The sequence below is a fragment of the Cytobacillus sp. FSL W8-0315 genome, assembly GCF_038002905.1.
Lineage (GTDB): Bacteria > Bacillota > Bacilli > Bacillales > Cytobacillaceae > Cytobacillus > Cytobacillus pseudoceanisediminis.
In genome coordinates this window covers 2,856,173-2,876,580 of the sequence record NZ_JBBOOC010000001.1, presented here as the reverse complement: position 1 = coordinate 2,876,580, position 20,408 = coordinate 2,856,173, and the positions used below count along the sequence as shown (strand labels likewise).

Sequence of the window (20,408 nt, the reverse complement as noted above, 5' to 3'; positions counted from 1 at the left end):
CTTTATTCGTACCAAAAAAAAGAAGTCAATAATACTGGCAATTCTGTAAAAAAAACGTTCAAAAAATAGACAAAACGAGACAATGTCCCGATTTGTCTATTTTTATTTCTATTCATAAGGAAGAGAGCTAAAAGGTAAACGAAAGAACCCAGCCTCTGCTTACCTCCTGCCCCGTTCCCCTAAATTAATCCCAATCCCCATATAGATAACGGCAATCAGCAGCATTAACGAAACCGGCAGCAGAATCTCACTCCAGCCTGCATCAAAAAGAGCAGCATCCATCATGGCCTCAAGCGCATAACCCATAGGGAAAAGGTCAGCAATAAAGGTGAATACCGGATTATCCATTACACCCGGCGGCACATACACACCGCTGATAATCGGGATAATCGGAATAACAGATGGATAAACCATATTGAACTTTTCCGGCGTTTTGGTAAAGCCGGCAACAAGCATAGCCAAGCTTACACTGCTTAATGTAAACACGGCGGCTATCGTCAGAATAAGGGAAAGCGGCCCTATTTCATAGTTCATGACGTATTCGAATATCAGAAAAACAGCGGCCATTTGAAAAAATCCAATGAAAAAGCTATACAGCAGATGGCCGGTATACATATTGGTTTTACTCACTGGCGAAAGGTTCAGACGGTTCCAAACCCCGCTGACTTTATCCGCATTAATGCCATTAACCTTAAATCCAATGGTGAACATGGCAATAAACAGGGTAAAGCCAAACAGGAGCTGGGTCCCCATATTATGGCTAGTCAATTCTCCGCCATTCACGCTTTCGGTGTTAACGGTCAGGGGCGGTTTTTCCAGGTAGCGATCGATTTCTTCTCTTAATTCAGCTGTATCAGCAGAGCCTGCAATCGCCTGAAGCTGTGCTTCCTCCATAAATACTTTATGGACCTCCTGCTCGATCAGCTGGATATTGGGCATATCAGAGGCGGTTATTAAGCGATAATCCTCTTCCATCAATAGAATGGCAACATCCCTTTTTCCCTCTCTAACCTGTTCACGTGCTTCCTCTTCTTCTGATATAACATATTCGGTATTTTCATTATCCTTATTTAATAACTTTACCCATTTTTGTTCAATCTCCTCTGCATTTGGCCCGGAGGCAAACACAGAAACAGTGGTATTCGTCTGCCAGGCTGAGTTTCCGAAAATGAGGGTAGCTAAGATGCTCAGGCCAATAAATGTCAGGATTAGGAGCGGTTTTCGTTTGTCCTTTAGAAATTGAGCGTAAAACACTGGATACATCAGCTTCGCCCCCTTTTTGGAAAGATTGACACACTGATGGCAAAACAAATGATAAATACACCCATAAGAAAGAGAATCGGGAATAGCAAGTCATTGAAATGGCTGTATTGAACCCATTCAATAAGGGCTGTCTGTGTCAGGCCATTCGGTGTCCATTCGCCGATTTTTTGAATCGGGTCCGGAAGTCCTTCCAGCGGAAAGAAGCTGCCGCCCAGGACGCCAAACCCCATAATGACCAGGGTAGATATACCACTTGCTGCGTTGGTGTCGCTTAAATGAAGTGTAAGAGCCGTAAATAAAGCGGAAAGCCCCCCTACTGTTAAGGCAAATGCGATCAGGACAACCATTAACCCCGCCCAAAACGTGAATGATTTATCCGGAAATACATTTAACACCAATTGAACAACCGTCAGGGTAATCGCGAATTGCAGAATGGCGAGAATAAAAGCTGATACCGTTTTCCCAATTAAGAAGGACAGCGGATGGCTATTCGTTAATAAAATCCGATTGAACACCTGCTCCCGCTTCTCTGTCATCGTTTTTAACGAAACCGTTTGAGCCATAAATAAGGCAAAAAGGGTACCAATTGCGATCGTGAAGTATTGGGAAATCGTATACGCATCCGCACCATCATCGCCTTCAACCACTTCCTTGCCTCCCTTTGGCAAAATGGGTTCTGCCGTAGCCTGAACTCCTTGACTCCCAAGGGCAAACTGCGTATTTACCGTATTTACAAAGGTATGGACGACCTCTTGAAGGGTGCTGACCTCTGCCGATTCCTCCTCGGCCAAAATGGTTACGGACCCTTGAGATGTTTCCCCTAATAGAACACCGGATAACGATTCAAACGTAAACCCTTCTGGAATTTTAATAATCGCATCCAGATCCCCGTTTTTCACTTGTTCCGCCGCTTCCTGTTCACTGAAGTTTTTTACAGTCACCCAATCCTTCAAATCAGAGCTGTTCAGAAAATCATGAATAAGCTTAACAGGATCAAGCTTATCTGCTTCTGCAAGGAGTACAATTTTTTCTTCGGAGGATAATCCCTTCGCTTCCACAGCAGCTGCAAATTGTTCCTTCCCCTTCTTCACATCATCTTCCTGCACCACTGAAATATCTATTTGCATCGCTTTTTCATCCTTAAAAAGGCCTGAAAAGGCAAAATTCAAGATCACAATGATCAGGATGGGGAGCAATAATGCCATTAAGATCTCTTTGCGGTCTCTCCAGAAAACCAGAAGATCTTTTTTAATAAAAGCGCCCATTTTTCACCCCTCCTTAATCCCGCAATGTTTTACCTGTCAGGTGCAGAAAGACGTCCTCCAGGCTTGGAATTTCTACTTGATAATTCATGATTTGAATGCCTTCTTTTTCAGCAGCATGCACAAGGCTGCTCAAAAGATGATGATTCTTTTTCGCCAGAATGCGAAGGCCCTCACTCGTTTGTTCCACTTGAAGGACATCCGGCAGCATTTTAATTTTGTCCGTGAATGCTTCGCTTCTCTTGCTGAGCTGAACCCCGATGGTATCTTCACTTGATAAGATACTCAGCAATTCTTCCTTGCTGCCTGTAGCAATGATTTTTCCATGGTCCATGATGTAGACCCTATTGCATAATTGCTCGACTTCCTCCATGTAATGGCTCGTATACAGGACGGTCGTGCCCTGGGTTTGATTTAATTCCCGAACCGTTTCTAATATATGGTTTCGTGACTGGGGGTCAATGCCGACTGTCGGTTCGTCGAGTATGAGGATTTTCGGGTTATGCAGCAGCGCAGCAGCGATGTTGATTCTTCGTTTCATTCCGCCTGAAAAGGTTTTAATCAGCTCCTTTTGGCGATCCTTTAAGCCGACCATGTCCAGCACTTCCTGAATACGGACTTCCAGGGTCTCTTTCTCCACACGGTAGGCTTTTCCGAAGAACTTCAGATTTTCATAGGCTGATAGCTCCTCGTATAACGCAATTTCCTGCGGGACTACCCCCAGCACTTTTCTTAGGTCAGAAGGGTTTTGAATCGTGCTTTTCCCATCAAGCTTTACATCCCCGGAAGTCGGCTTAATGAGGGATGCAATCATGGAAATCGTCGTTGATTTACCTGCGCCGTTCGGTCCCAGCAGGCCGACTGATTCGCCTGTATGCAGGTATAGGTTAATTTCATCCACCACTTTTTTATCTTTAAAGCTTTTTGTCAGTTTTACTGTTTCGAGCATGGTTCCACACTCCTTTATTGAGTTATACCTTTAAAATATAAAAAAGGAAACAGCATCACTACTGTCTCCCGTCACTAGTTATGTATTTCACCATTACTTTCATCATTTTATCTGTATTAGACAAGGTTATGGCGGATGGCATAGATGGCGAGCTGTGTCCGGTCTCTTAAATCCAGCTTCGTCAAAATCTGGCTTGTATTATTTTTTACGGTGCCTATGGAAATGGCAAGCCGTTCTGCAATTTCGTTATTGCTGAGCCCTTCTCCAATGCATTTTAAGATGGCCCGTTCCCTGGGTGTTAGAGAAGGATCCGGTTCCTTGGTGTCCTGCTGTTTCATTAACTGTGGGACGACCTTTGCAGCCACCCCTTCTTCTATGGATAATCCCCCTTTTAATGCACTGCGGATTGAACGGAGCAGCGAATCAGTGTCCCCGTTTTTAAGAATGTAGCCGCTCACGCCTATTCGAAGCGCCTCCATGACATAATTATCGTCATCGAAGGTTGTCAGCATTAGAATCTTGGTTTGTGGCCAGCGGGACTGGATTATTTTCGCCGCTTTTAGCCCATCCATTACTGGCATGCGGATATCAAGAATCACAATGTCAAATTGCCTTTTTTCACAAAGGTTGATGGCTTCTTTGCCGTTATCTGTTTCACCTGTGACTTTGAACTCAGGTTCGGTTTCAATCATCATTTTTAAGCCCTGTCTTACCATTACCTGGTCTTCTGCCAGGAGGATTCGAATCATGGGTATCCCCTCTATTCTCATAGATTGTCTTTGAATTTTGCCCGTTGATTTCCGCTGCAGGCACTCGCTTTCCGTGGGGCTACCGGGAGCCTCCTCGCCGCTGCGAGTCTGCGGGGTCTCCCCTGGTTCGCTACTCCCACAGGAGTCTCGCACCTTCCGCTTCAATCAACTCAGAGATTATACTTAAATAAGCGTTCAAAAGCCTTTACGAGAACTACCTTATTTTAATGAATCCGGTAACTATGAAATGTCCTTCAGTTTGGTACACCTTCAAACCACCATTATGCTTCTCTAAACGCTGCCTCATTTGGCTTAGTCCGAATCCTTCTTGATAGCCCTCCGTTCCAGTGGCTGGGTTCCGAATTTCGAATCGGAATATGCTGCCGCCTGGTGCTTCGAAGGTGATTTCTGCTTCTTTGTCATCACTATGCTTCATGATATTGGTTAATGCTTCCTGGACTGATCTGTAGATCACAAAGGATTGTTCACCAGTCAACGGGGCAGAAAAGGCACCGTATTTGACGGAGAAGTGAATGTGCATCATATTTTCCAATTCGAGCCTGCGAATTAGCCGCAGGATGCCTGGTAGACCTCCGGTGTCATTTGCCTTTAGAGATTTTACGGCCCTGCGTGTTTCGTTGAGGCTTTCAGTAGCCAGTTCCTTTAATGATTCTACTCTTTCCTGTTCGTTTTCAGAGGTTTGCAGACGAAACATTTCCAGCTGCAAGATAAGGGCGGTCAGTTTATGGCCAACTGAATCATGGATTTCATGGGCAATCAGCACCCGCTCCTCCTGCCTCGCAAGCTCCTCCTCTGACACAGCTCTCCGTTTTAAATCTCGAAATTCACTGAAAATAGCCTCGTGGCGTGCTTCCAGATCCATTAGATGATCCTTGGTTTTTTTATATTGGATGAGAGCAAGCAAAAGGAATATGATATATACAATTATGAAAGTCTGAAGGAACCCGCCCAGATTACTGTATAAAGTGGTGAACCCTAATGCGAATGCCCCAATTACCCCATTTACTATACTGTATTGAAACGGTAGCCGATAAAAGCCCTCAGCGATTAGAAGGGAAAGGATGAGTATAAGAAAGGGATTAAAATGATCATTGTAGGGAAACAGGGTTGCTGCTGCAATAATGGTATTAGTAACTAATATGAAAAATAAAGCAACGGGCTTTTTCTCGATCAATGGAACGAGAAAAAATAGCAGGAAATAAAAAGCTACTCCAATTATGTAAACTGGTATTTGATTTATAGGAAGGTTAAGATAAGCAATAGCAAATGGCCAAACAACCACATTTAATAGGATCCATAGCCAGTAGGATTTCATATTATGACCCCATTTCTTTAGGGTTTACAACTGTAAATTTTATCATTTAATAACCAAATTAACCATATTTTGTTCTTACAAGCAACGTGGCTCAGATATAATATATATATAAAATTCCAAGTCTTATAGTAGGCACACCCGTTTTAAAAAGGGCGAATGCGGCATTTCAACTCCAAAGCCGTTAATAGATAGTAAAAAAACAAACTCTTCCTAAGCCAACACAAATATTAAGTACAAAGAAGTTTGTGTACTAATTTCAGGAGCACCTCTGCTATTTGTCACAAAAACCCTCCTTTACTCGTTTTATTTTTGCAGCCTTTTGCTTTGAAACAGCATTTGGCAGTATAAGATTGGAAGTGAAATGATGCAGGAAATGTACATGCAATATAAAGGGTTGCTGTTTAAGCTTGCCTATCAATTGACAGGATCTGCCTCTGATGCAGAGGATGTTGTGCATGATGTGTTTTTGAAATTATATGATGTTCCGAAGGAGAAGCTATCTGAGCCTAAAGCTTATCTTTGTAAAATGGTCACGAATCGATGTTATGATTTACAAAAATCTGCGCGCAAAAAACGGGAGCAGTATTTTGGGGAGTGGCTTCCAGAGCCCCTGTTTCATTCGAGTTCGAGTGATGATTCCATAGAATCAGTCGAGCGGGGTGATTTATTGTCTTATGCGATGATCGTACTGCTTGAACGGCTTACACCGACGGAGCGTGTTGTTTTTGTTCTGCGTGAGGCACTGGGCTTTGACTATGAGGAGATTGCAGAGCTCATGGAAAAAAGCGCGGTGAATTGCCGTAAACTGTTCAGTCGAGCGCGTGCAAAAATGGGGATCACCTCTGAAGAGCTTGTTCATACTGAAACAGCCCCTAAAGAACTGATTACCGACTTTCTGACAGCACTCAAACAGGGGAACATGAAGCGAATGGTATCTATGCTTGATCCTAATGTTATACTGGTCTCTGATGGAGGAGGAAAAGCCAAGGCTGCTATTTTTCCAATTAAAACGAGTGATCGCGTTGTTCGCTTTCTTCTCGGCGTTTTACGCAAAGCATCAATGGTTGAGGGAACTCTGAAAATGGAAATCAGTCAAATTAACGAACAACCTTCTTATATCTTAAGAACCCATGACGGCATTCATACTGTGGGAATCATTCATGCAGAGGGAAATTTGATCCGCAACATATACATTATCCGAAACCCCGATAAACTGAAGCATACAGGGATACAAACATATTAGGGTTCTTTTTATACGGAGACCGATAAGATGGTCACTTCCATCTTACCGGTCTATTTTTGTTGGACACCTGTAGAAGCGTATGATTATTACGGGTTTACACCGCTCATAGTCCAGCTTTAGTTAATCCAAACGCAGTGTCAGCAGAACCCGGCACATTTTTGAAAGCTATGCTGATACGATTCCAGGCATTGATTGCCATGATGGAGAAGGTAAGATCTGATAGTTCTTTTTCTGATAGCTCCTCACGAACACTGTCATAAATATCATCAGGAACACCGTGTGCAGGCAGCTTAGTCAAAATCTCAGTCCATTCAAGCGCTGCCCGTTCGCGTGGGCTAAACAGAGTGGATTCGCGCCAAATTGGGATATGATATAGGCGAAGCTCTCTCTCTCCATGGATTTTTGCCTCCTTGATATGCATATCCAGGCAAAATCCGCATCCATTCATTTGGGAAGCTCTAATGTGGACGAGATGACGGATTTTTTCCTCAATTGAACTTTCTTTCTCTGCATTGCTCAGTGCCATCATCTTGTTAACAAATTCCGGAGATTGCTGCATGTAATTAATACGATGTGTCATATTGTTGTACCCCTTTTCTTTTATAATTTTATTTTCTTATAGCATGTAATCTAATATAAATCTTTGGAAGCCCAATCTTAAGCTAAATGTTTCTGGCTGTCATCGTTTTCTGTTTATCATTCTACCTTGATTAGTCTCACCATCCTCTTTTGATCTCGCTCATAAATATAACGATGCAAGGATTCCATTTGTGACACTTTCGATTGTGAAAAAAATAGTTATAAGAATTGACTCTCAAAATATGGATTAATATGGTTAGAAACAACCCAGAAAAAGGGAGGTTTACTACTTGTATAAAATATCCGGTAATTTCGTATTTGCCGTATTTGCCATTCATAAAGAAAGCGGTAAAGCACTTTCGGTAATTAGGCAGGAGTAACATGGAGAAGTTGGAGGAAGATAATAATTAAATTAAAATAGTGCCAGTGCCTGCCCCCAGTAAGGAAAAGCATTACAAACTTGGGAACAGGCACTTATTTTTATAGCTGACTTTTGGAAAAAATTAATCCAATGAATATTTAAGTAATCCCATCTATCTTTAGCTTTATTTCTCCATATTTGACCGGTTTTGCTATTTTACTTAAAGAAGATAGACTAATTGATTTTTGACTCGGAAAACGTTCATCTAATTCCTTAGTCAAAACGATGTAAAACTCCCAATGACTCATTTCCAATGGATCAAGAGTATCGATATCTTTTTCCTTCAATAAACAAAAGACATAAATATCAGCGTGTCTTTTCATCTCTGTACTATATTTCCTAGTCGTATAACTATATTCTCTTTTTACTCCAATGTTAAAACTGATTTTTGAAAATGTGTCAGTATGCCAGGACTGTACATATGCAGCAGATTTCACTTCAATCTTTTTCCCTCGGTAAACTAAATCATACGTATCCCACTCAACTCTTGATTCATTTATACAGTCTAGAGCACTTCCCACCAAAAATTCTGCAAATATACCTCTTAAGGAGTTGCTTAGCAAATCAGAAAATCCCCAATTCCAGAAATCGATTATTGTTTTATCAGTTCCACTAATCTCTGTTGTGTCTTCTGTGAGTTTTCTTTTTCTATTCATTATTAGCCCCTTCCTTTTTCATTTTTTATTTCTTCCACATTCCATTAATGCTAAACAATTTAATGATAGATTCCCTAGTGTAGAAGCTTAATCTTACTATTGAACAGGTATTCAAGCATAACTTCACTTTAGTTTAAAATGACGACCAAAAAGAATAGCTGTTTTATTTACAATCTATCAGGAATAAAGAAAGAACCGATCACAAATGATCGGTTCTCAGTTTGTAGACAAAAAGAGTTCGGAATAGTCTCATCCGAACTCTTTTTTTGATTTTTTGTAGGACTTCAAGTAATTACAGAGAATTGCAGACCTCTCCGAGGTTATCATTTAGGCCATTTCTGGACCTTGCCAAGTCCAGTTGGCCATTTTCTTCAAATTCATGGCAGCGAAAGTAAGCATCGCCTGCATCGACATTTTTTTAAGTCCCCTGAGGGTTGTCCAACGCATGCCATGCTTTTCTTTTGCATCTGCGAATACTCGTTCAATTGTTTCTTTGCGTTTTTCATAGATCGGTTTGACGTCTTGATGGTGGCGAAGATGATCTGCTTCTTCCACATGTTCCTCCCACACATGACGTTGAATCAGTTTTTGATGTGCTTGACTCTGTGTGCATTGAGACAAGAAAGGGCATCCAGCACAAATTCGAGGATCTGATTTATATTGACGATACCCTTCCTTTGTAGTTGTAGTATATTTTAATATCTCACCAGTTGGGCAAATGTAACAGTCAAAATGCTCATCATAAACATACTCATGTTTTCTGAAGAAACCCTCTTTTGTGCGAGGTCGTGTGTAAGGTAAAGCAGGTGTGATGTCGTTTTTCAATAAGTAGCTCGTGATAGCAGGTGTTTTATAGGCTGCGTCTGCCGCAACAGCTTTTGGTTTACTAACTTTCTCAATGACTTGTTCTACCAATGGCTCTAAAATATGACTATCATGCGTGTTACCAGGGGTTACAATTGCGCCTAACACGAAGCCGTTGCGGTCTGCGGCCGCATGGAAAGAATAAGCGAACTGTTTTGTACGCTCATCTTTTACATAGTAGCCACTCTCTGGATCTGTTGTACTTTCCTTGATTTCTTTGTATTCTTCTTTATCAAACTTATCTGGTGGAAACGGCTTTTTTCCATGATCCTCGCGGTCTTGGTTAATCTCCTCTTGAAGGCGTTCTTGATAAGCACGGGTTTCTTTTCGAACAACTTTCTTTTCAAATTTGCGTTTATTTGCACTCGCTTTTACATGAGTAGAATCTACAAAAACGTGTTCAGCACTAATTAAATTCTTTTCAGCTGCGGTTTTTAAGATTCGGTAAAATATTTGTTCAAAGAGATCGGTGTCTTTAAATCGGCGCTCATAATTTTTACCGAAAGTTGAGAAGTGAGGAACTTTATCGTGAAAGCCATATCCTAAAAACCATCGATAAGCCATATTCGTTTTCAATTCTTCAATTGTTTGACGCATGGAGCGAATACCGAAGGTATATTGAATAAATGTGAGTTTAATTAATATTACAGGGTCAATACTTGGGCGGCCTTTTTCTGAATACTTATCTTTTACCAAGTCATAGATGAATGAGAAATTAATCGCCGCTTCAATTTTGCGGACCAAATGGTCCGCCGGTACAAGTTCGTCTAAAGCAACCATTTCAATTTGATCCCGTTGAATTGGATTATGTTTTGAAAGCATTTAAATCACCTCAAGCTTTGTATTACTTCTATTTTAAAATAAAAAAGACTGCAGACAAGCACGATTTTCATCGAGTTTGTCGACAGTCTGAGAACCGATCACAAATGATCGGTTCTTTCATATTTTTAGAACTTACGATTCTTAAAGCCTTGGGATGAAAAGAAGTCCCATTACTTTTCCAAATACGGTTTTCAATCTTTTATGAATATCTAATAAAGCAGCAAGTGCTTCTGGCTGTGTAATATATAAATAATCTCCTGGACAAATCATAATATCAGCACACGCTCTGCAGCTTTTTTCAAGTGGTTTGCAAGATAGCTAACCCCTGACATCAATATGAAAGAAGTAAGAATATAACTAGAAGAAGCAGAACTAATTTGCTTCAACAAATGTGTTCCCAACTATTTTGTGTTTAATTGAATGTTACTTATCTTCAAAACAGAATAGTAGATTTAATGACTATTTGAAATATTGATTAGGTTTATATAAGCATATTTAAATTGGGTAAAAATGTTTACACACTCAACATGTATGGACTGTAATTGACAACACAAAGGGATGTTGGTGGGTTTACCAGCTATTCAGACTTGAAAATTTTTGTAACTACAAATATTTATCAAAATACTCCTGCCCCAAAAATAAAATAGATAAAGCAGCTAACATATTGAAATATTACTTTTGGCCTTCCTGATTCATATTCTTATTAAAAATATTTATTGTTTCTTTTAATAGTTCAAGTAAATCATTATAATCTTCCTCATCATTTTGATCAACGTCTTTTATATTTTTACCTATGTTTATTAAGTTACTATTTATATCTTCTAATACAGTTTGCTGCTCTTCTAATTCAGTTTCAGTTTTATTGTCTTTCTCAGTTTGAAATACATATAGTATGCAAGAAATCACACCAATAATACATAGTGTAATAAGTGAGTTCATCAAAAAAGAATAAGTGCCACTCACATAATTATTAATTTTCAAGTTAACCTTTATATTTAACTCAGAATACTTTGATAAAAAATATTTTGTTTCCTTCTCTTTTTGATCATCTTCTAAACTAGATAAGTATTTATAATCAGCAGAAGAAAAATCATAAGTTTGATTCAGCTCACCTCTATTTAAAGTTGCAATTGATAAAATCGAACCCATTGTAAGATATACCAAACATAAAGAAAATAGTATGGCTAAAATACTGTCCAAAGCAAAGTTACTATTTATTTTATCTTGCATTCCAAATAAATAACCTGTTAATCCAAGAATTACTGATACGGCAATGGTAACAATTAAAATGTTGCCTTTAGCCTTTTCTTCTATAGTTTTTCTGGTAGAAATAACTTGGTCAAATAAATTCTTTGCTTCCTCTGTTGTTATACTTTGAAAATCCTCCATATATTCTGATAAGTAATCATCATCTTGCTCAGTTTTTGCCTTTAATTCTTCTATTTCATTATTTAATTTTTTATTTGCAGAAACCATAAAAACTATTGGAAATAACCAATTAAGTATTTTCTTAATCATAATCTTCTTTACTTTCTAAATAATCACAAATACCTTTATAAATTTTGAGGTCTGCATTATCCACTAACCAAGCCCATTCACCTGTTGGATTAACTTCTATAAAATAATATTTACCTTCGGATTCAATTAAATCTATTCCACCAAAAGCTAAATCAAGAGCCTTAACTACCTCTACACAGTATTGTTCTATTTTCTGTGGAAGGTTAAAAGGAATATACGAAATGTTGTATTTCTCCAACCTCCAATCACCATCAATTCCTTCACCATCTTTTTCAATTTTAACCGGATAAACTTTATCACCAATAACAGTTACTCTAACATCGACTTTTGGATGGATATAATCCTGCAATACCAAAGGTGACGTACTTATGTAAGAGTCTAACACTTCACTACCTTTCACTACTGAACTATAAATAAATGCTTCCTTGTTTTCAGTTCTAAGCAAAGCAGTATCAATTGTTTTTACAATATAGTTTTCTAAGGGATTAATATTAAGATTATTTGAATTGGTTACCAATGTTCGTGGAATCTCAAAACCAGTTCTTGCTGCATACTTCAGTTGCAAAAGCTTGTTTTCAGCTTTAAAAGTTGATATTGGATTATTAACCCATTTAACCTTTTCAAATATAGTAAGATTTCTAATAAAGGCAGTCCATTGAGACCGGTACAATTGTTCTTCAACATCTATGTCAGGTTGATAAATATCTCTAAGAAATATTGGAGCACGATAATAAATGGCTTTTAATGTATCTTCACTTAGACTATAAATTTTATTTTCTATTTTCACCTGGAGGGTTAAATCATTTAAATTAAAAATAATTTCGTAATTTCTAAACTCATCACGATTTAATCTGAGATATTTTAATCTTCTCCTTTCTAGCTCTAAACATATATAATCAGTCGTAAAATCAAGTTTACTTGAAATGATAAGGAATTCTATATTACTCACCTTTTTGATCTTCCCCTGTTTCGACATCGGCTTTTTTAGTTTGCGGCTTGGGTCTCTTTGAATCAAGGACATACGGTTGACTATCTTGTTTGTCTATCCAATATCCAGCCTTATTTAAAAAAGTATATTCCTTTAGCTCGGGCTTTTTTCTTGGTTTATCATAAATAAAGGCTTTTTGGATTAACAAGTGCTTTTGTTCTTTATTATTCATAATTAACCTCATTTCTATAAAAATAAATAGTAGTTTTACTAGCAAATTAATTTTCCCTCTAATGTTGCTTATAATCTCCATTTTGAAACGATATATTATTACGATTATTTTGATAACAAGCTTTATTCCTATTTGAAGTATAGCACCCTGTACTTGAGAAGGATTTATAATCTCCGTACATCTCTTTATATCACATTGAATAGATAGATACCCTATATAAACTTCATTTTCTCATACTTTAGCCAGCCTAATATTCTTAGAAAATTGACATTCATTTTGGCTCTTTCTCTAAGAATATATATGTTGTCAGGTTGATCCACCTCTCTAATTCCCTGCTGTTTCGTACCTATAGTATTTCTTAACATACCTCACTAGTATTAAAGGAAATACCTCTTTCTGTAATTGGTATCATAATCTTAGCTAGTTTTAGACTACATCGTATCCAGTTTTCTCTTAACCGCTTCTTTATCGGTTGTAAAAAAATAAGTAGTACCATCTTTAGAATACGATTCACCGTACCAAATCCCCTTATTAATGGCAGACCAATTGAAACGTTTAGAATTTGTTTCTTTTTTGAAAAATATTGCCGCCTTTTGAATACTAGGACATTCAGCGATTAATTCTTCTCCTTTGAAAATATTTACTGGGATTTCTAGATTGTTTTGTATTATAGGTCTTTTTCTCTCCATATTAACACCTGTCTATTTATTATCTTTATTCATCAGTATTAAGTTTAAAAAACTCCAAAACTTTATCAATAGTATATTGACTTCTCAATTGATAGGCACTGTTCTGATTAGCTTTTAAGCCCTTCACCCAAAAGGCTTCCTCATTAGATACATTGGCTAACCATTTTACTTTAACTACATACTCACACTTCTCAAGATTTTCTACATCGTGAAACATATTAGTTGCTTTGAGGTTTAGATCTGACATTTTCACCTCTGTTTGATTAACCTTAAATGTAACATCTTTTATAGGTTTAACAGTATCTATTACTGTACCAATACCGACATATCCACTTTTAGGTATCATACAGAATATTCTAGCACCAACAAATAATTGATTTAATGTCCTACTATACCAGCGTCCTCCACCTGCTGAAATAAATCCATATTTTACTGCATCTTCCCATTTTCTTGATGCCTTATCTTCAAAATTAACTACAAAGTCTTGTTTATTCCATTTTTCCTTTTTATTCTCTACTTTTGTATTACTAGATTTCTCATCTATTACATTAGGATCTAAAAGCCAACTTCTAGTTAAGAAATGTTGTTCCCCCTCTTCGAAATACCGGAAGAAAACAGCATTAATTGGAACATCATAATTATTTGTTAAATAATTAATTATTCTCTCTGTCTCACTATCAAGTTGTGACGAAACAATCGTTATTTGATGTGTGCCATTTAACTTATCTGGTAAACTGTCATCAAATTTTTCGGCAAATGCCTCTTCTAAGGGACTGTTATTTTTATCTACGTATATTCTCAATACTTGATCATATGTAAGATTCTGTACCCAGGAAGCATAGTCTATTGCTTGAGCTACTACTTCTCTAGGTGCTCTATTCTTTTTTAATTCAATAATATGAAGGTTTCCCTCTCTATCTATTGCGAGCATATCTAAGTATTTCCCATACTCTGTTTGAACTTGTCTACCAATCAATAAAAGATTATCAGATATAATAGACAAATCTTTCGACAATATATCTTCTAACTTTTTTTCTGATTCAATTACAGAAAAATCCACCTTTTTTAGACCGCCATTTACTTTCCATATCCCAACTTCTATAGGCATATACTCACACCTCTATTTAATAATATTTAAGAGAAAAAACAGTAATTTCCACACTTAGTTTTATAGTATAATATTACCATAATTCCCTAGGAGAAAGGTGAGTAAAATTGTCAAACACAAAATCATTAACACACGACGCAATAATGAAGGCATTAGATTGGTCTTATGATAAAGCAATTAATGGTGGTGTACCTGGAATGGACACTGCCATAGAATTAGCTGATAGTTACTTACAAAAGAGTGGGACCTTAGATGAAAAAGTTAAAAGTTTAATACTATGGCAAAACACCAAAAGTGCTACTAGTGGATTTTTAACAGGTTTGGGTGGACTTATTACATTACCTGTTGCTGTACCCGCCAATATAACAAGCGTTATTTTAGTTCAAATGAGAATGATTGCAGCTATTGCACATATGGGTGGTTATGATATAAAAGATGACCAGGTTAAATCTTTTGTTTATGCCTGTTTAGCTGGAAATGGAGCAAAAGATATTCTAAAAAGTGCCGGCGTTCAGCTAGGAAAAAAACTTGCAGCAGCCGGTATTAAAAAAATTCCTTTCGAAGTAATTAAAAAAATCAACCAAGCTGTAGGCTTTCGTTTACTAACAAAGTTTGGAGAAAAAGGAGTCATAAATTTAGGTAAGATGGTGCCTTTAGCAGGAGGAATTATTGGCGGTACCGTAGATGCAGTTGCTACAAATACTATAGGGAATGTTGCTTACAAGCTGTTTATTCAAGAACAAAACTCCATTAGGAATGATGAACCCGAAATTATTGATATGTTATAGATTTAAAAGCAGTAAATCTTCATACAAAATACTATAGAAATTTAGGTGAGGACATTTAAGAAGTAATGAAAAGGTTGCAGATGTATATAAGGAAAACATTTCTTTAAAAATTTTCCAGGAAAAAGTATTTTTTATAATCCTATTTTATGAAAAGACCGTTAATGTTCTTTAGAGATTATGCTTCTCCATTTTTAAGTACATACATAAACCCTTTGCTAAAACTAGCAAAGGGTTTATCATATTTGTTTTCTTATAAGCCTCTATTACAGCTCCACCTTGTATCGCCTAGTGAAACTTTTTAATTCAATTGATACATTAAATCAGCAATTGCAGTTTCAATAGCTAATTCTTTATTATCTGCATGATTCCCCGAACCAACTAAGCAATCTCCATTTTTTGCAATGTTTTCTTGGAATGAAGCAAACGCTTGTATACCATTGTCAACATAAAAAATTTCAATATAATAACTTTTGTGGTCCTTAATATAATTACTAATTAATTGAGCGGACTTTACATTTACCATTTTTAACACTCCTCATAGGGATAGTTTTAATGATACAACTAACTTAACATCAACTCCTTAAAAACTTTAGGGTAAAGTAAGTCATAAACTACATTTACCATCCCTGGGTCATCCTACTTATCAACTCAAATAACTAATAGTTTGATACAGTCAAATTTATCAGTTTCTTAAATCGTATCAATTAATGTTTCAGGTCTTTGTTACAAGAGAAGTATCTATCTGAAGTTTTTCTCCTTCAGCATCTGGTTTCCAGGCACCTTATTACAATCAACAATTTCATTTCTGTGTTCGGATTCCTTCAAAACATCCAGATCCCCACTAAGGCTTCCCCCTAACATTTAATTCAATTGCAACTGAATTAATCATTTATTAATAATTAGAAAGATCAAACGTTAATAAAACTAATCCCTTTTTCATTAAACCTCATGTTTTGTAAAAAGTAAGTGATAAATGTTTAAATCCCACTAAATTAGGTAGAATTTAATAACATATCTCTAAAAAGGAGTACGGTCATGTCTATTGAATCTACTACCAGAAGCAAGATAATGTCATCTATAAAAGCAGTATCCAAATTGGAGTCGATAGTCACACATGAACTCTGGAAAAGGGGCTACAGATTCAGACGGAATGTCAAAGGATTGGTCGGTACCCCTGACATTGCTATAAAGAAATATAAAATCGTTATCTTCATAGATTCATGTTTCTGGCATTTTTGCCCTATCCATGGCAGAATGCCTAAAAGCAATATAGACTTTTGGAAGAAGAAGCTTGAACGTAACCAGGAACGGGATAAGGAACACACCCAGTATTACATGCAGAAAGGGTGGCATATTTTGAGGATTTGGGAACATGAAATTAGGAAGGATTTCGATAATACACTTGAAAAAATAATCATTTTCATAGAGGACGCAAAAATGGTTGAAGCATCATATAATTCAAAAAGGCCATGACTCAAGTCATGGCCATTCTATTGATCATTCAAAATTGACTTAATTGCCGAGGATAATTCCTAATAATTTTTGCTTCTTTTTTTAATTTCTAGAGTCGTTCGCCCAAACTTCTCCCAAAAGATTAAAACAGAGTAAGCTGTTGTGGATCTTTCCTTAGAGCCACACGATCCTCCTCTTCAATTTCAAGGATTCTTTCACCCATCCGTTGAATTAGCCCAACCACCAGTGCATTCCCCATACAGAAATACCTCATACGCTCGGACATTCCCTCTGTCCAATTATCAGGGAAACCATTGAGTCGTTCACATTCAACTGGAGTTAGAATACGAATTTGTTTGGTTTCCGGATCCTCTATGACATGACTGCTACGGTTCGTGGTTCCCTCACTTGTAAGCATTGTCCGACCAGGCATGTCCAATGGCTCTGGAAATGACATGCCCCCTTCAGAGAATGTGTATTTATGTCCACTTGCAGAGGTTCGCTCAATCTTTTTAGGCCCTTTTAGATATCTAAATTTCTCTATCGCATCTTGGGAAAGATAATATTTTGGATCCACATTGGATTCTATGATTTCCCCCAATGTTGTTGGCTTCTCTGTTTTTGGAAGGAGTTCCTCGGTATAAACAATCCCATCTCGCATGATTCCAGCATTCAGGTATTTTGCTGAGAAATGATCAGATACAAAGACAAGATCATTAGATAATTCAAATTCACTTGGATTATGCTTCGATATCGCATCTGTCACGGGAAACGCTTTGGCAAAAAAGCCATCTTGCCGCAACATCTTTGGATGATTAATCATTTTTTTAGAATGAACATACGGGGTGTCATTTCGAATCGCAAAAATAAACACTCGACGGCGTCTTTGGGCAAAGCCATACTCTGCTGCATTGACAACACGCCACTCTACTGAATATCCAGCTTCATTGAAACTTGCTAGCATCACAGAAAAATCTCTTCCTCTTTGCTTCGAAGGAGATTTTAACAGGCGATCGACATTTTCAAGCAACAGGTACTTCGGACGAAGCTCCCTTGCCAATCTCATAATCTCCCAAAATAGTACACCCTTTTTCCCTTGAATACCTTTTTCTCCATGAAGGCTTCTGGCTACAGAATAATCCTGACATGGGAATCCGCCAACGATGATTTCCGGGTATAAATCCATTAAATCCGTTACTTTAACTGCAGCTATATCTTCATTCGAGTGAATTCCATTTCCCTCAAAGTTTCTAGCATAACAATCAAAGGCATCCTGGGCTTTTTTGGAAGGCTCCCACTGATTCCCCCAAACGACCTCGAACCCTTTTGTCGCTTCTAATCCTAGTCTAAAACCACCGACACCAGCGAATAATTCAATTACTTTCAACATAACTGTACATCCTTTCGGTATGGTCCAAGAAATATTCATTAATTTTTTTTAAACCTTACTAGTTGTGATCCAAAATACTAATAATTATCTACGTATTTTTCCATACCAATAAGAAATAGATTAAATTATTTTATCATAACCACGAAAAAATTTCAGTTCTCCTGAAAAGATTGGAATATTTAAAATGAAACTTATATTATATTAAAACCTAATATCTAATTTCCTAATAATATTATAACCCCTCAAGAACATTCGTTCTATACTTTTCACCAAATCTAATCTAGATAACCTTTGTTTAATGGTATAACCCCTGAAGTTGCATCATCAAGGACAACTAGTTTTTCAACAACTAATACCAGACTCATTATAGGTAATCCTAGAGAAAATATACCTTTAAACATCTTTAATAAAGTGTAAAGAAAAAACAACAAATCAAAATATGTTAAATATGTTAAAATAATCAAACATATATTTTATAGTTATAACAGCACACGAAAAAGGAGCTCTTCAATCATGGCCTTGCATAAATTCACTCGAAAAGAATTAGATACAATTTTAAGCAATGTTGTTGGTAAAACGCTTGGTGAAGCTGATGTAAATAATGTTTTTGCCCGCACAATAACCCATCCTAAAATTACCGGAATCGCTGGCGACGTTGTAGAGCGCTCGATTTTAGGTTATCCACCGGATCAAGATAAGTATCCAGATCTAATTGTAGATGGAATTGAGATAGAGTTAAAAACAACAGGAATCAGAAAACCCAAGCAGAAAGGAGACTTGATTTTTGAAGCAAAAGAACCTATGACCATAACAGCTGTTTCCCCCCACTCTATTACTGAAGAAGAGTTTGAAACATCTAGCTTCTGGCATAAATTAGAGCATATGTTGTTGGTTTATTACCACTATGATTCCCCAGAAACTGTGCCGGCTGCTGAGTATGCAAACTTTCTAATCAAAGGTTATCACTTTCATGAATTTTCTAATGAAGATAAAGAAATTCTAATGAATGACTGGCTCATCGTACGAGATTTTATTCAATCTTTGAAAGATGGATATGAAAACCCACAAGATGAGTATTCACGTATTTCTTCAGATCTTAAGAAAAAGTTGATGCTTATCGACACAGCTCCTAAATGGCCGAATCGCCCACGGTTCAGATTAAAGCGAACAACTGTTTCAACAATTGTACAAAAACACTTTGGCGCTAAATTTGAAAAGCTGGATGAAACATATTCAACATTTAGAGAACTCGATGATGAATTACATCAGCTTACAAAACAATATAAAAATAAAACTGTCCGAGAATTAATGAATATATTAGGTATTCCTATTAAACTTAATGCTAAATGTGATGTTTATAAAAGTGTAACTGAGCAAATTATCGTTAAAATGTTTGGTGGGGAAGCAAAAAAACTAAGTAAAATCGAGTTATTTAGCAAAATTGGCATTATCCCTAAAACAATCGTTCAAACATCGAAAGGATCACGTACTGAAGATATGAAATTGTTTCAGATTGACTTTGAAGAATGGACAAATCCAAGGACAATTTTTGAGGAATCATTTGTATATAGCTATTTTAATGGCCAACAATTTCTTTGCATTATTTTCGAGGAACCTACTACAGGTTCGAAATTATTAGACAATAAGTTCATCGGCTTTAAGCGCATGGTAATAGATGAAAATGTTTTAGAAAATGATATTAAGAATGTATGGCAAGAAATAAGAGATTTAGTAAATAATAATAAACTTAAAGAAGAGCCTGTTCTAGATAAAAATAATCATCAACGAATAACTCCAAAAACAAAAATACCTATGACAGCACCTAACTTTCCAAAAGCAAAAGAGTGGAACTTTTTTGTACGTGGATCTGGTACAGATGCATCAAAAAAACCATTATTACTCAATGGAATACATATGTACTCGCAATACCTATGGATGAAAGGCGACGTTGCTGTATCTATGTTGAAGGACATCGACTTCATCTAAATCATCTTAAAGGTGCTTTAATTAATTCAAAATTATTCCATAAATCACCATAAAGAAAGTTAGTTATCTCATTTGTGTAGAGAAGTAGGAATGTTCGGTGTCTTTCCTACCCCACCGTTATCGTTCTGATACCTCAAGAATAATATTAAATTTACTTAATTTAAAGGGAACTA

Annotated in this window: 19 protein-coding genes; 4 read left to right on the top strand and 15 right to left on the bottom strand. The window is 37.0% G+C overall.

Going from position 1 to position 20,408, the window contains the following annotated elements; genetic code table 11:
- Window positions 1-159: 159 nt before the first annotated feature.
- The 5 genes from MKY20_RS14785 to MKY20_RS14765 all read right to left on the bottom strand — a co-directional run bounded on the left by MKY20_RS14785 (window position 160) and on the right by MKY20_RS14765 (window position 5,559).
- Entirely contained in the window at window positions 160-1,263 is a 1,104-nt protein-coding gene (locus tag MKY20_RS14785; protein WP_341001725.1) for an ABC transporter permease, read from the bottom strand.
- Window positions 1,263-2,528, bottom strand: a complete 1,266-nt coding sequence (locus MKY20_RS14780) for an ABC transporter permease (RefSeq protein WP_341001724.1) — start codon at window positions 2,526-2,528, stop codon at window positions 1,263-1,265. The genes MKY20_RS14785 and MKY20_RS14780 overlap by 1 nt, the downstream gene beginning before the upstream one ends.
- A gap of 13 nt (window positions 2,529-2,541) precedes the next feature.
- Window positions 2,542-3,474 carry an ABC transporter ATP-binding protein gene (locus MKY20_RS14775; protein ID WP_009333890.1) on the bottom strand — a complete coding sequence of 311 codons (933 nt, stop codon included), beginning with the start codon at window positions 3,472-3,474 and terminating at the stop codon, window positions 2,542-2,544.
- A gap of 116 nt (window positions 3,475-3,590) precedes the next feature.
- Window positions 3,591-4,223, bottom strand: coding sequence for a response regulator transcription factor (locus MKY20_RS14770; RefSeq protein WP_341001722.1), 633 nt, complete (start codon window positions 4,221-4,223; stop codon window positions 3,591-3,593).
- A 214-nt stretch (window positions 4,224-4,437) separates the two neighbouring features.
- On the bottom strand, window positions 4,438-5,559 hold the full coding sequence (locus tag MKY20_RS14765) for a sensor histidine kinase (RefSeq protein ID WP_341001720.1): 1,122 nt from the start codon (window positions 5,557-5,559) through the stop codon (window positions 4,438-4,440).
- Between the two features lie 364 nt (window positions 5,560-5,923).
- On the opposite strand from MKY20_RS14765, the gene sigJ reads away from it, so the two are divergent.
- The gene (sigJ, locus tag MKY20_RS14760; protein WP_341003355.1) at window positions 5,924-6,802 is read left to right on the top strand and encodes an RNA polymerase sigma factor SigJ; all 879 of its coding nucleotides are present in this window, start codon (window positions 5,924-5,926) and stop codon (window positions 6,800-6,802) included.
- A gap of 103 nt (window positions 6,803-6,905) precedes the next feature.
- On the opposite strand, the gene MKY20_RS14755 is transcribed toward sigJ, so the two are convergent.
- The 8 genes from MKY20_RS14755 to MKY20_RS14720 all read right to left on the bottom strand — a co-directional run bounded on the left by MKY20_RS14755 (window position 6,906) and on the right by MKY20_RS14720 (window position 14,619).
- Window positions 6,906-7,382: a carboxymuconolactone decarboxylase family protein gene (locus MKY20_RS14755; RefSeq protein ID WP_341001719.1), complete on the bottom strand. Its 477-nt coding sequence runs from the start codon at window positions 7,380-7,382 to the stop codon at window positions 6,906-6,908.
- Between the two features lie 518 nt (window positions 7,383-7,900).
- Window positions 7,901-8,458: a hypothetical protein gene (locus tag MKY20_RS14750; RefSeq protein ID WP_341001718.1), complete on the bottom strand. Its 558-nt coding sequence runs from the start codon at window positions 8,456-8,458 to the stop codon at window positions 7,901-7,903.
- Between the two features lie 327 nt (window positions 8,459-8,785).
- Window positions 8,786-10,144, bottom strand: coding sequence for an IS1182 family transposase (locus MKY20_RS14745; protein ID WP_009336809.1), 1,359 nt, complete (start codon window positions 10,142-10,144; stop codon window positions 8,786-8,788).
- 672 nt (window positions 10,145-10,816) lie between these two features.
- Window positions 10,817-11,662 (bottom strand): hypothetical protein, encoded by an 846-nt coding sequence (locus MKY20_RS14740; protein ID WP_341001715.1) that lies wholly within the window; start codon window positions 11,660-11,662, stop codon window positions 10,817-10,819.
- Window positions 11,655-12,611, bottom strand: a complete 957-nt coding sequence (locus MKY20_RS14735; RefSeq protein WP_341001713.1) for an ATP-grasp domain-containing protein — start codon at window positions 12,609-12,611, stop codon at window positions 11,655-11,657. The genes MKY20_RS14740 and MKY20_RS14735 overlap by 8 nt, the downstream gene beginning before the upstream one ends.
- On the bottom strand, window positions 12,604-12,822 hold the full coding sequence (locus tag MKY20_RS14730; protein ID WP_341001711.1) for a hypothetical protein: 219 nt from the start codon (window positions 12,820-12,822) through the stop codon (window positions 12,604-12,606). Before MKY20_RS14730 ends, MKY20_RS14735 begins: the two co-directional genes overlap by 8 nt.
- Before the next feature lie 431 nt (window positions 12,823-13,253).
- Complete coding sequence (locus MKY20_RS14725; RefSeq protein ID WP_341001709.1) at window positions 13,254-13,511, bottom strand: hypothetical protein; 258 nt, start codon at window positions 13,509-13,511, stop codon at window positions 13,254-13,256.
- Window positions 13,512-13,536: 25 nt separating this feature from the next.
- Window positions 13,537-14,619, bottom strand: a complete 1,083-nt coding sequence (locus MKY20_RS14720; protein WP_341001707.1) for an endonuclease NucS domain-containing protein — start codon at window positions 14,617-14,619, stop codon at window positions 13,537-13,539.
- A gap of 107 nt (window positions 14,620-14,726) precedes the next feature.
- On the opposite strand from MKY20_RS14720, the gene MKY20_RS14715 reads away from it, so the two are divergent.
- Window positions 14,727-15,407 carry an EcsC family protein gene (locus MKY20_RS14715; protein WP_341001705.1) on the top strand — a complete coding sequence of 227 codons (681 nt, stop codon included), beginning with the start codon at window positions 14,727-14,729 and terminating at the stop codon, window positions 15,405-15,407.
- 298 nt (window positions 15,408-15,705) lie between these two features.
- On the opposite strand, the gene MKY20_RS14710 is transcribed toward MKY20_RS14715, so the two are convergent.
- Entirely contained in the window at window positions 15,706-15,930 is a 225-nt protein-coding gene (locus MKY20_RS14710) for a hypothetical protein (protein WP_341001703.1), read from the bottom strand.
- Between the two features lie 512 nt (window positions 15,931-16,442).
- Between MKY20_RS14710 and MKY20_RS14705 the strand changes: the two genes are divergently transcribed.
- Window positions 16,443-16,880 (top strand): very short patch repair endonuclease, encoded by a 438-nt coding sequence (locus tag MKY20_RS14705; protein ID WP_341001701.1) that lies wholly within the window; start codon window positions 16,443-16,445, stop codon window positions 16,878-16,880.
- Window positions 16,881-17,001: 121 nt separating this feature from the next.
- Here MKY20_RS14705 and dcm read toward each other — a convergent pair whose 3' ends face one another.
- A complete protein-coding gene (dcm, locus tag MKY20_RS14700) occupies window positions 17,002-18,249 on the bottom strand; it encodes a DNA (cytosine-5-)-methyltransferase (protein ID WP_341001698.1) in 1,248 nt (415 codons plus the stop codon).
- 513 nt (window positions 18,250-18,762) lie between these two features.
- Here dcm and MKY20_RS14695 point away from each other — a divergent pair.
- Window positions 18,763-20,235: a MutH/Sau3AI family endonuclease gene (locus tag MKY20_RS14695; protein WP_341001696.1), complete on the top strand. Its 1,473-nt coding sequence runs from the start codon at window positions 18,763-18,765 to the stop codon at window positions 20,233-20,235.
- Window positions 20,236-20,408 lie beyond the last annotated feature (173 nt).

Coding starts and splice junctions, on each gene's coding strand:
- dcm (WP_341001698.1), bottom strand. CDS start 18,249: ATGTTGAAAGTAATTGAATTATTCGCTGGTGTCGGTGGTTTTAGACTA.
- MKY20_RS14745 (WP_009336809.1), bottom strand. CDS start 10,144: ATGCTTTCAAAACATAATCCAATTCAACGGGATCAAATTGAAATGGTT.
- MKY20_RS14755 (WP_341001719.1), bottom strand. CDS start 7,382: ATGACACATCGTATTAATTACATGCAGCAATCTCCGGAATTTGTTAAC.
- MKY20_RS14770 (WP_341001722.1), bottom strand. CDS start 4,223: ATGATTCGAATCCTCCTGGCAGAAGACCAGGTAATGGTAAGACAGGGC.
- MKY20_RS14750 (WP_341001718.1), bottom strand. CDS start 8,458: ATGAATAGAAAAAGAAAACTCACAGAAGACACAACAGAGATTAGTGGA.
- MKY20_RS14710 (WP_341001703.1), bottom strand. CDS start 15,930: ATGGTAAATGTAAAGTCCGCTCAATTAATTAGTAATTATATTAAGGAC.
- MKY20_RS14705 (WP_341001701.1), top strand. CDS start 16,443: ATGTCTATTGAATCTACTACCAGAAGCAAGATAATGTCATCTATAAAA.
- MKY20_RS14725 (WP_341001709.1), bottom strand. CDS start 13,511: ATGGAGAGAAAAAGACCTATAATACAAAACAATCTAGAAATCCCAGTA.
- MKY20_RS14785 (WP_341001725.1), bottom strand. CDS start 1,263: ATGTATCCAGTGTTTTACGCTCAATTTCTAAAGGACAAACGAAAACCG.
- MKY20_RS14730 (WP_341001711.1), bottom strand. CDS start 12,822: ATGAATAATAAAGAACAAAAGCACTTGTTAATCCAAAAAGCCTTTATT.
- MKY20_RS14740 (WP_341001715.1), bottom strand. CDS start 11,662: ATGATTAAGAAAATACTTAATTGGTTATTTCCAATAGTTTTTATGGTT.
- MKY20_RS14780 (WP_341001724.1), bottom strand. CDS start 2,528: ATGGGCGCTTTTATTAAAAAAGATCTTCTGGTTTTCTGGAGAGACCGC.
- MKY20_RS14775 (WP_009333890.1), bottom strand. CDS start 3,474: ATGCTCGAAACAGTAAAACTGACAAAAAGCTTTAAAGATAAAAAAGTG.
- MKY20_RS14695 (WP_341001696.1), top strand. CDS start 18,763: ATGGCCTTGCATAAATTCACTCGAAAAGAATTAGATACAATTTTAAGC.
- sigJ (WP_341003355.1), top strand. CDS start 5,924: ATGCAGGAAATGTACATGCAATATAAAGGGTTGCTGTTTAAGCTTGCC.
- MKY20_RS14720 (WP_341001707.1), bottom strand. CDS start 14,619: ATGCCTATAGAAGTTGGGATATGGAAAGTAAATGGCGGTCTAAAAAAG.
- MKY20_RS14765 (WP_341001720.1), bottom strand. CDS start 5,559: ATGAAATCCTACTGGCTATGGATCCTATTAAATGTGGTTGTTTGGCCA.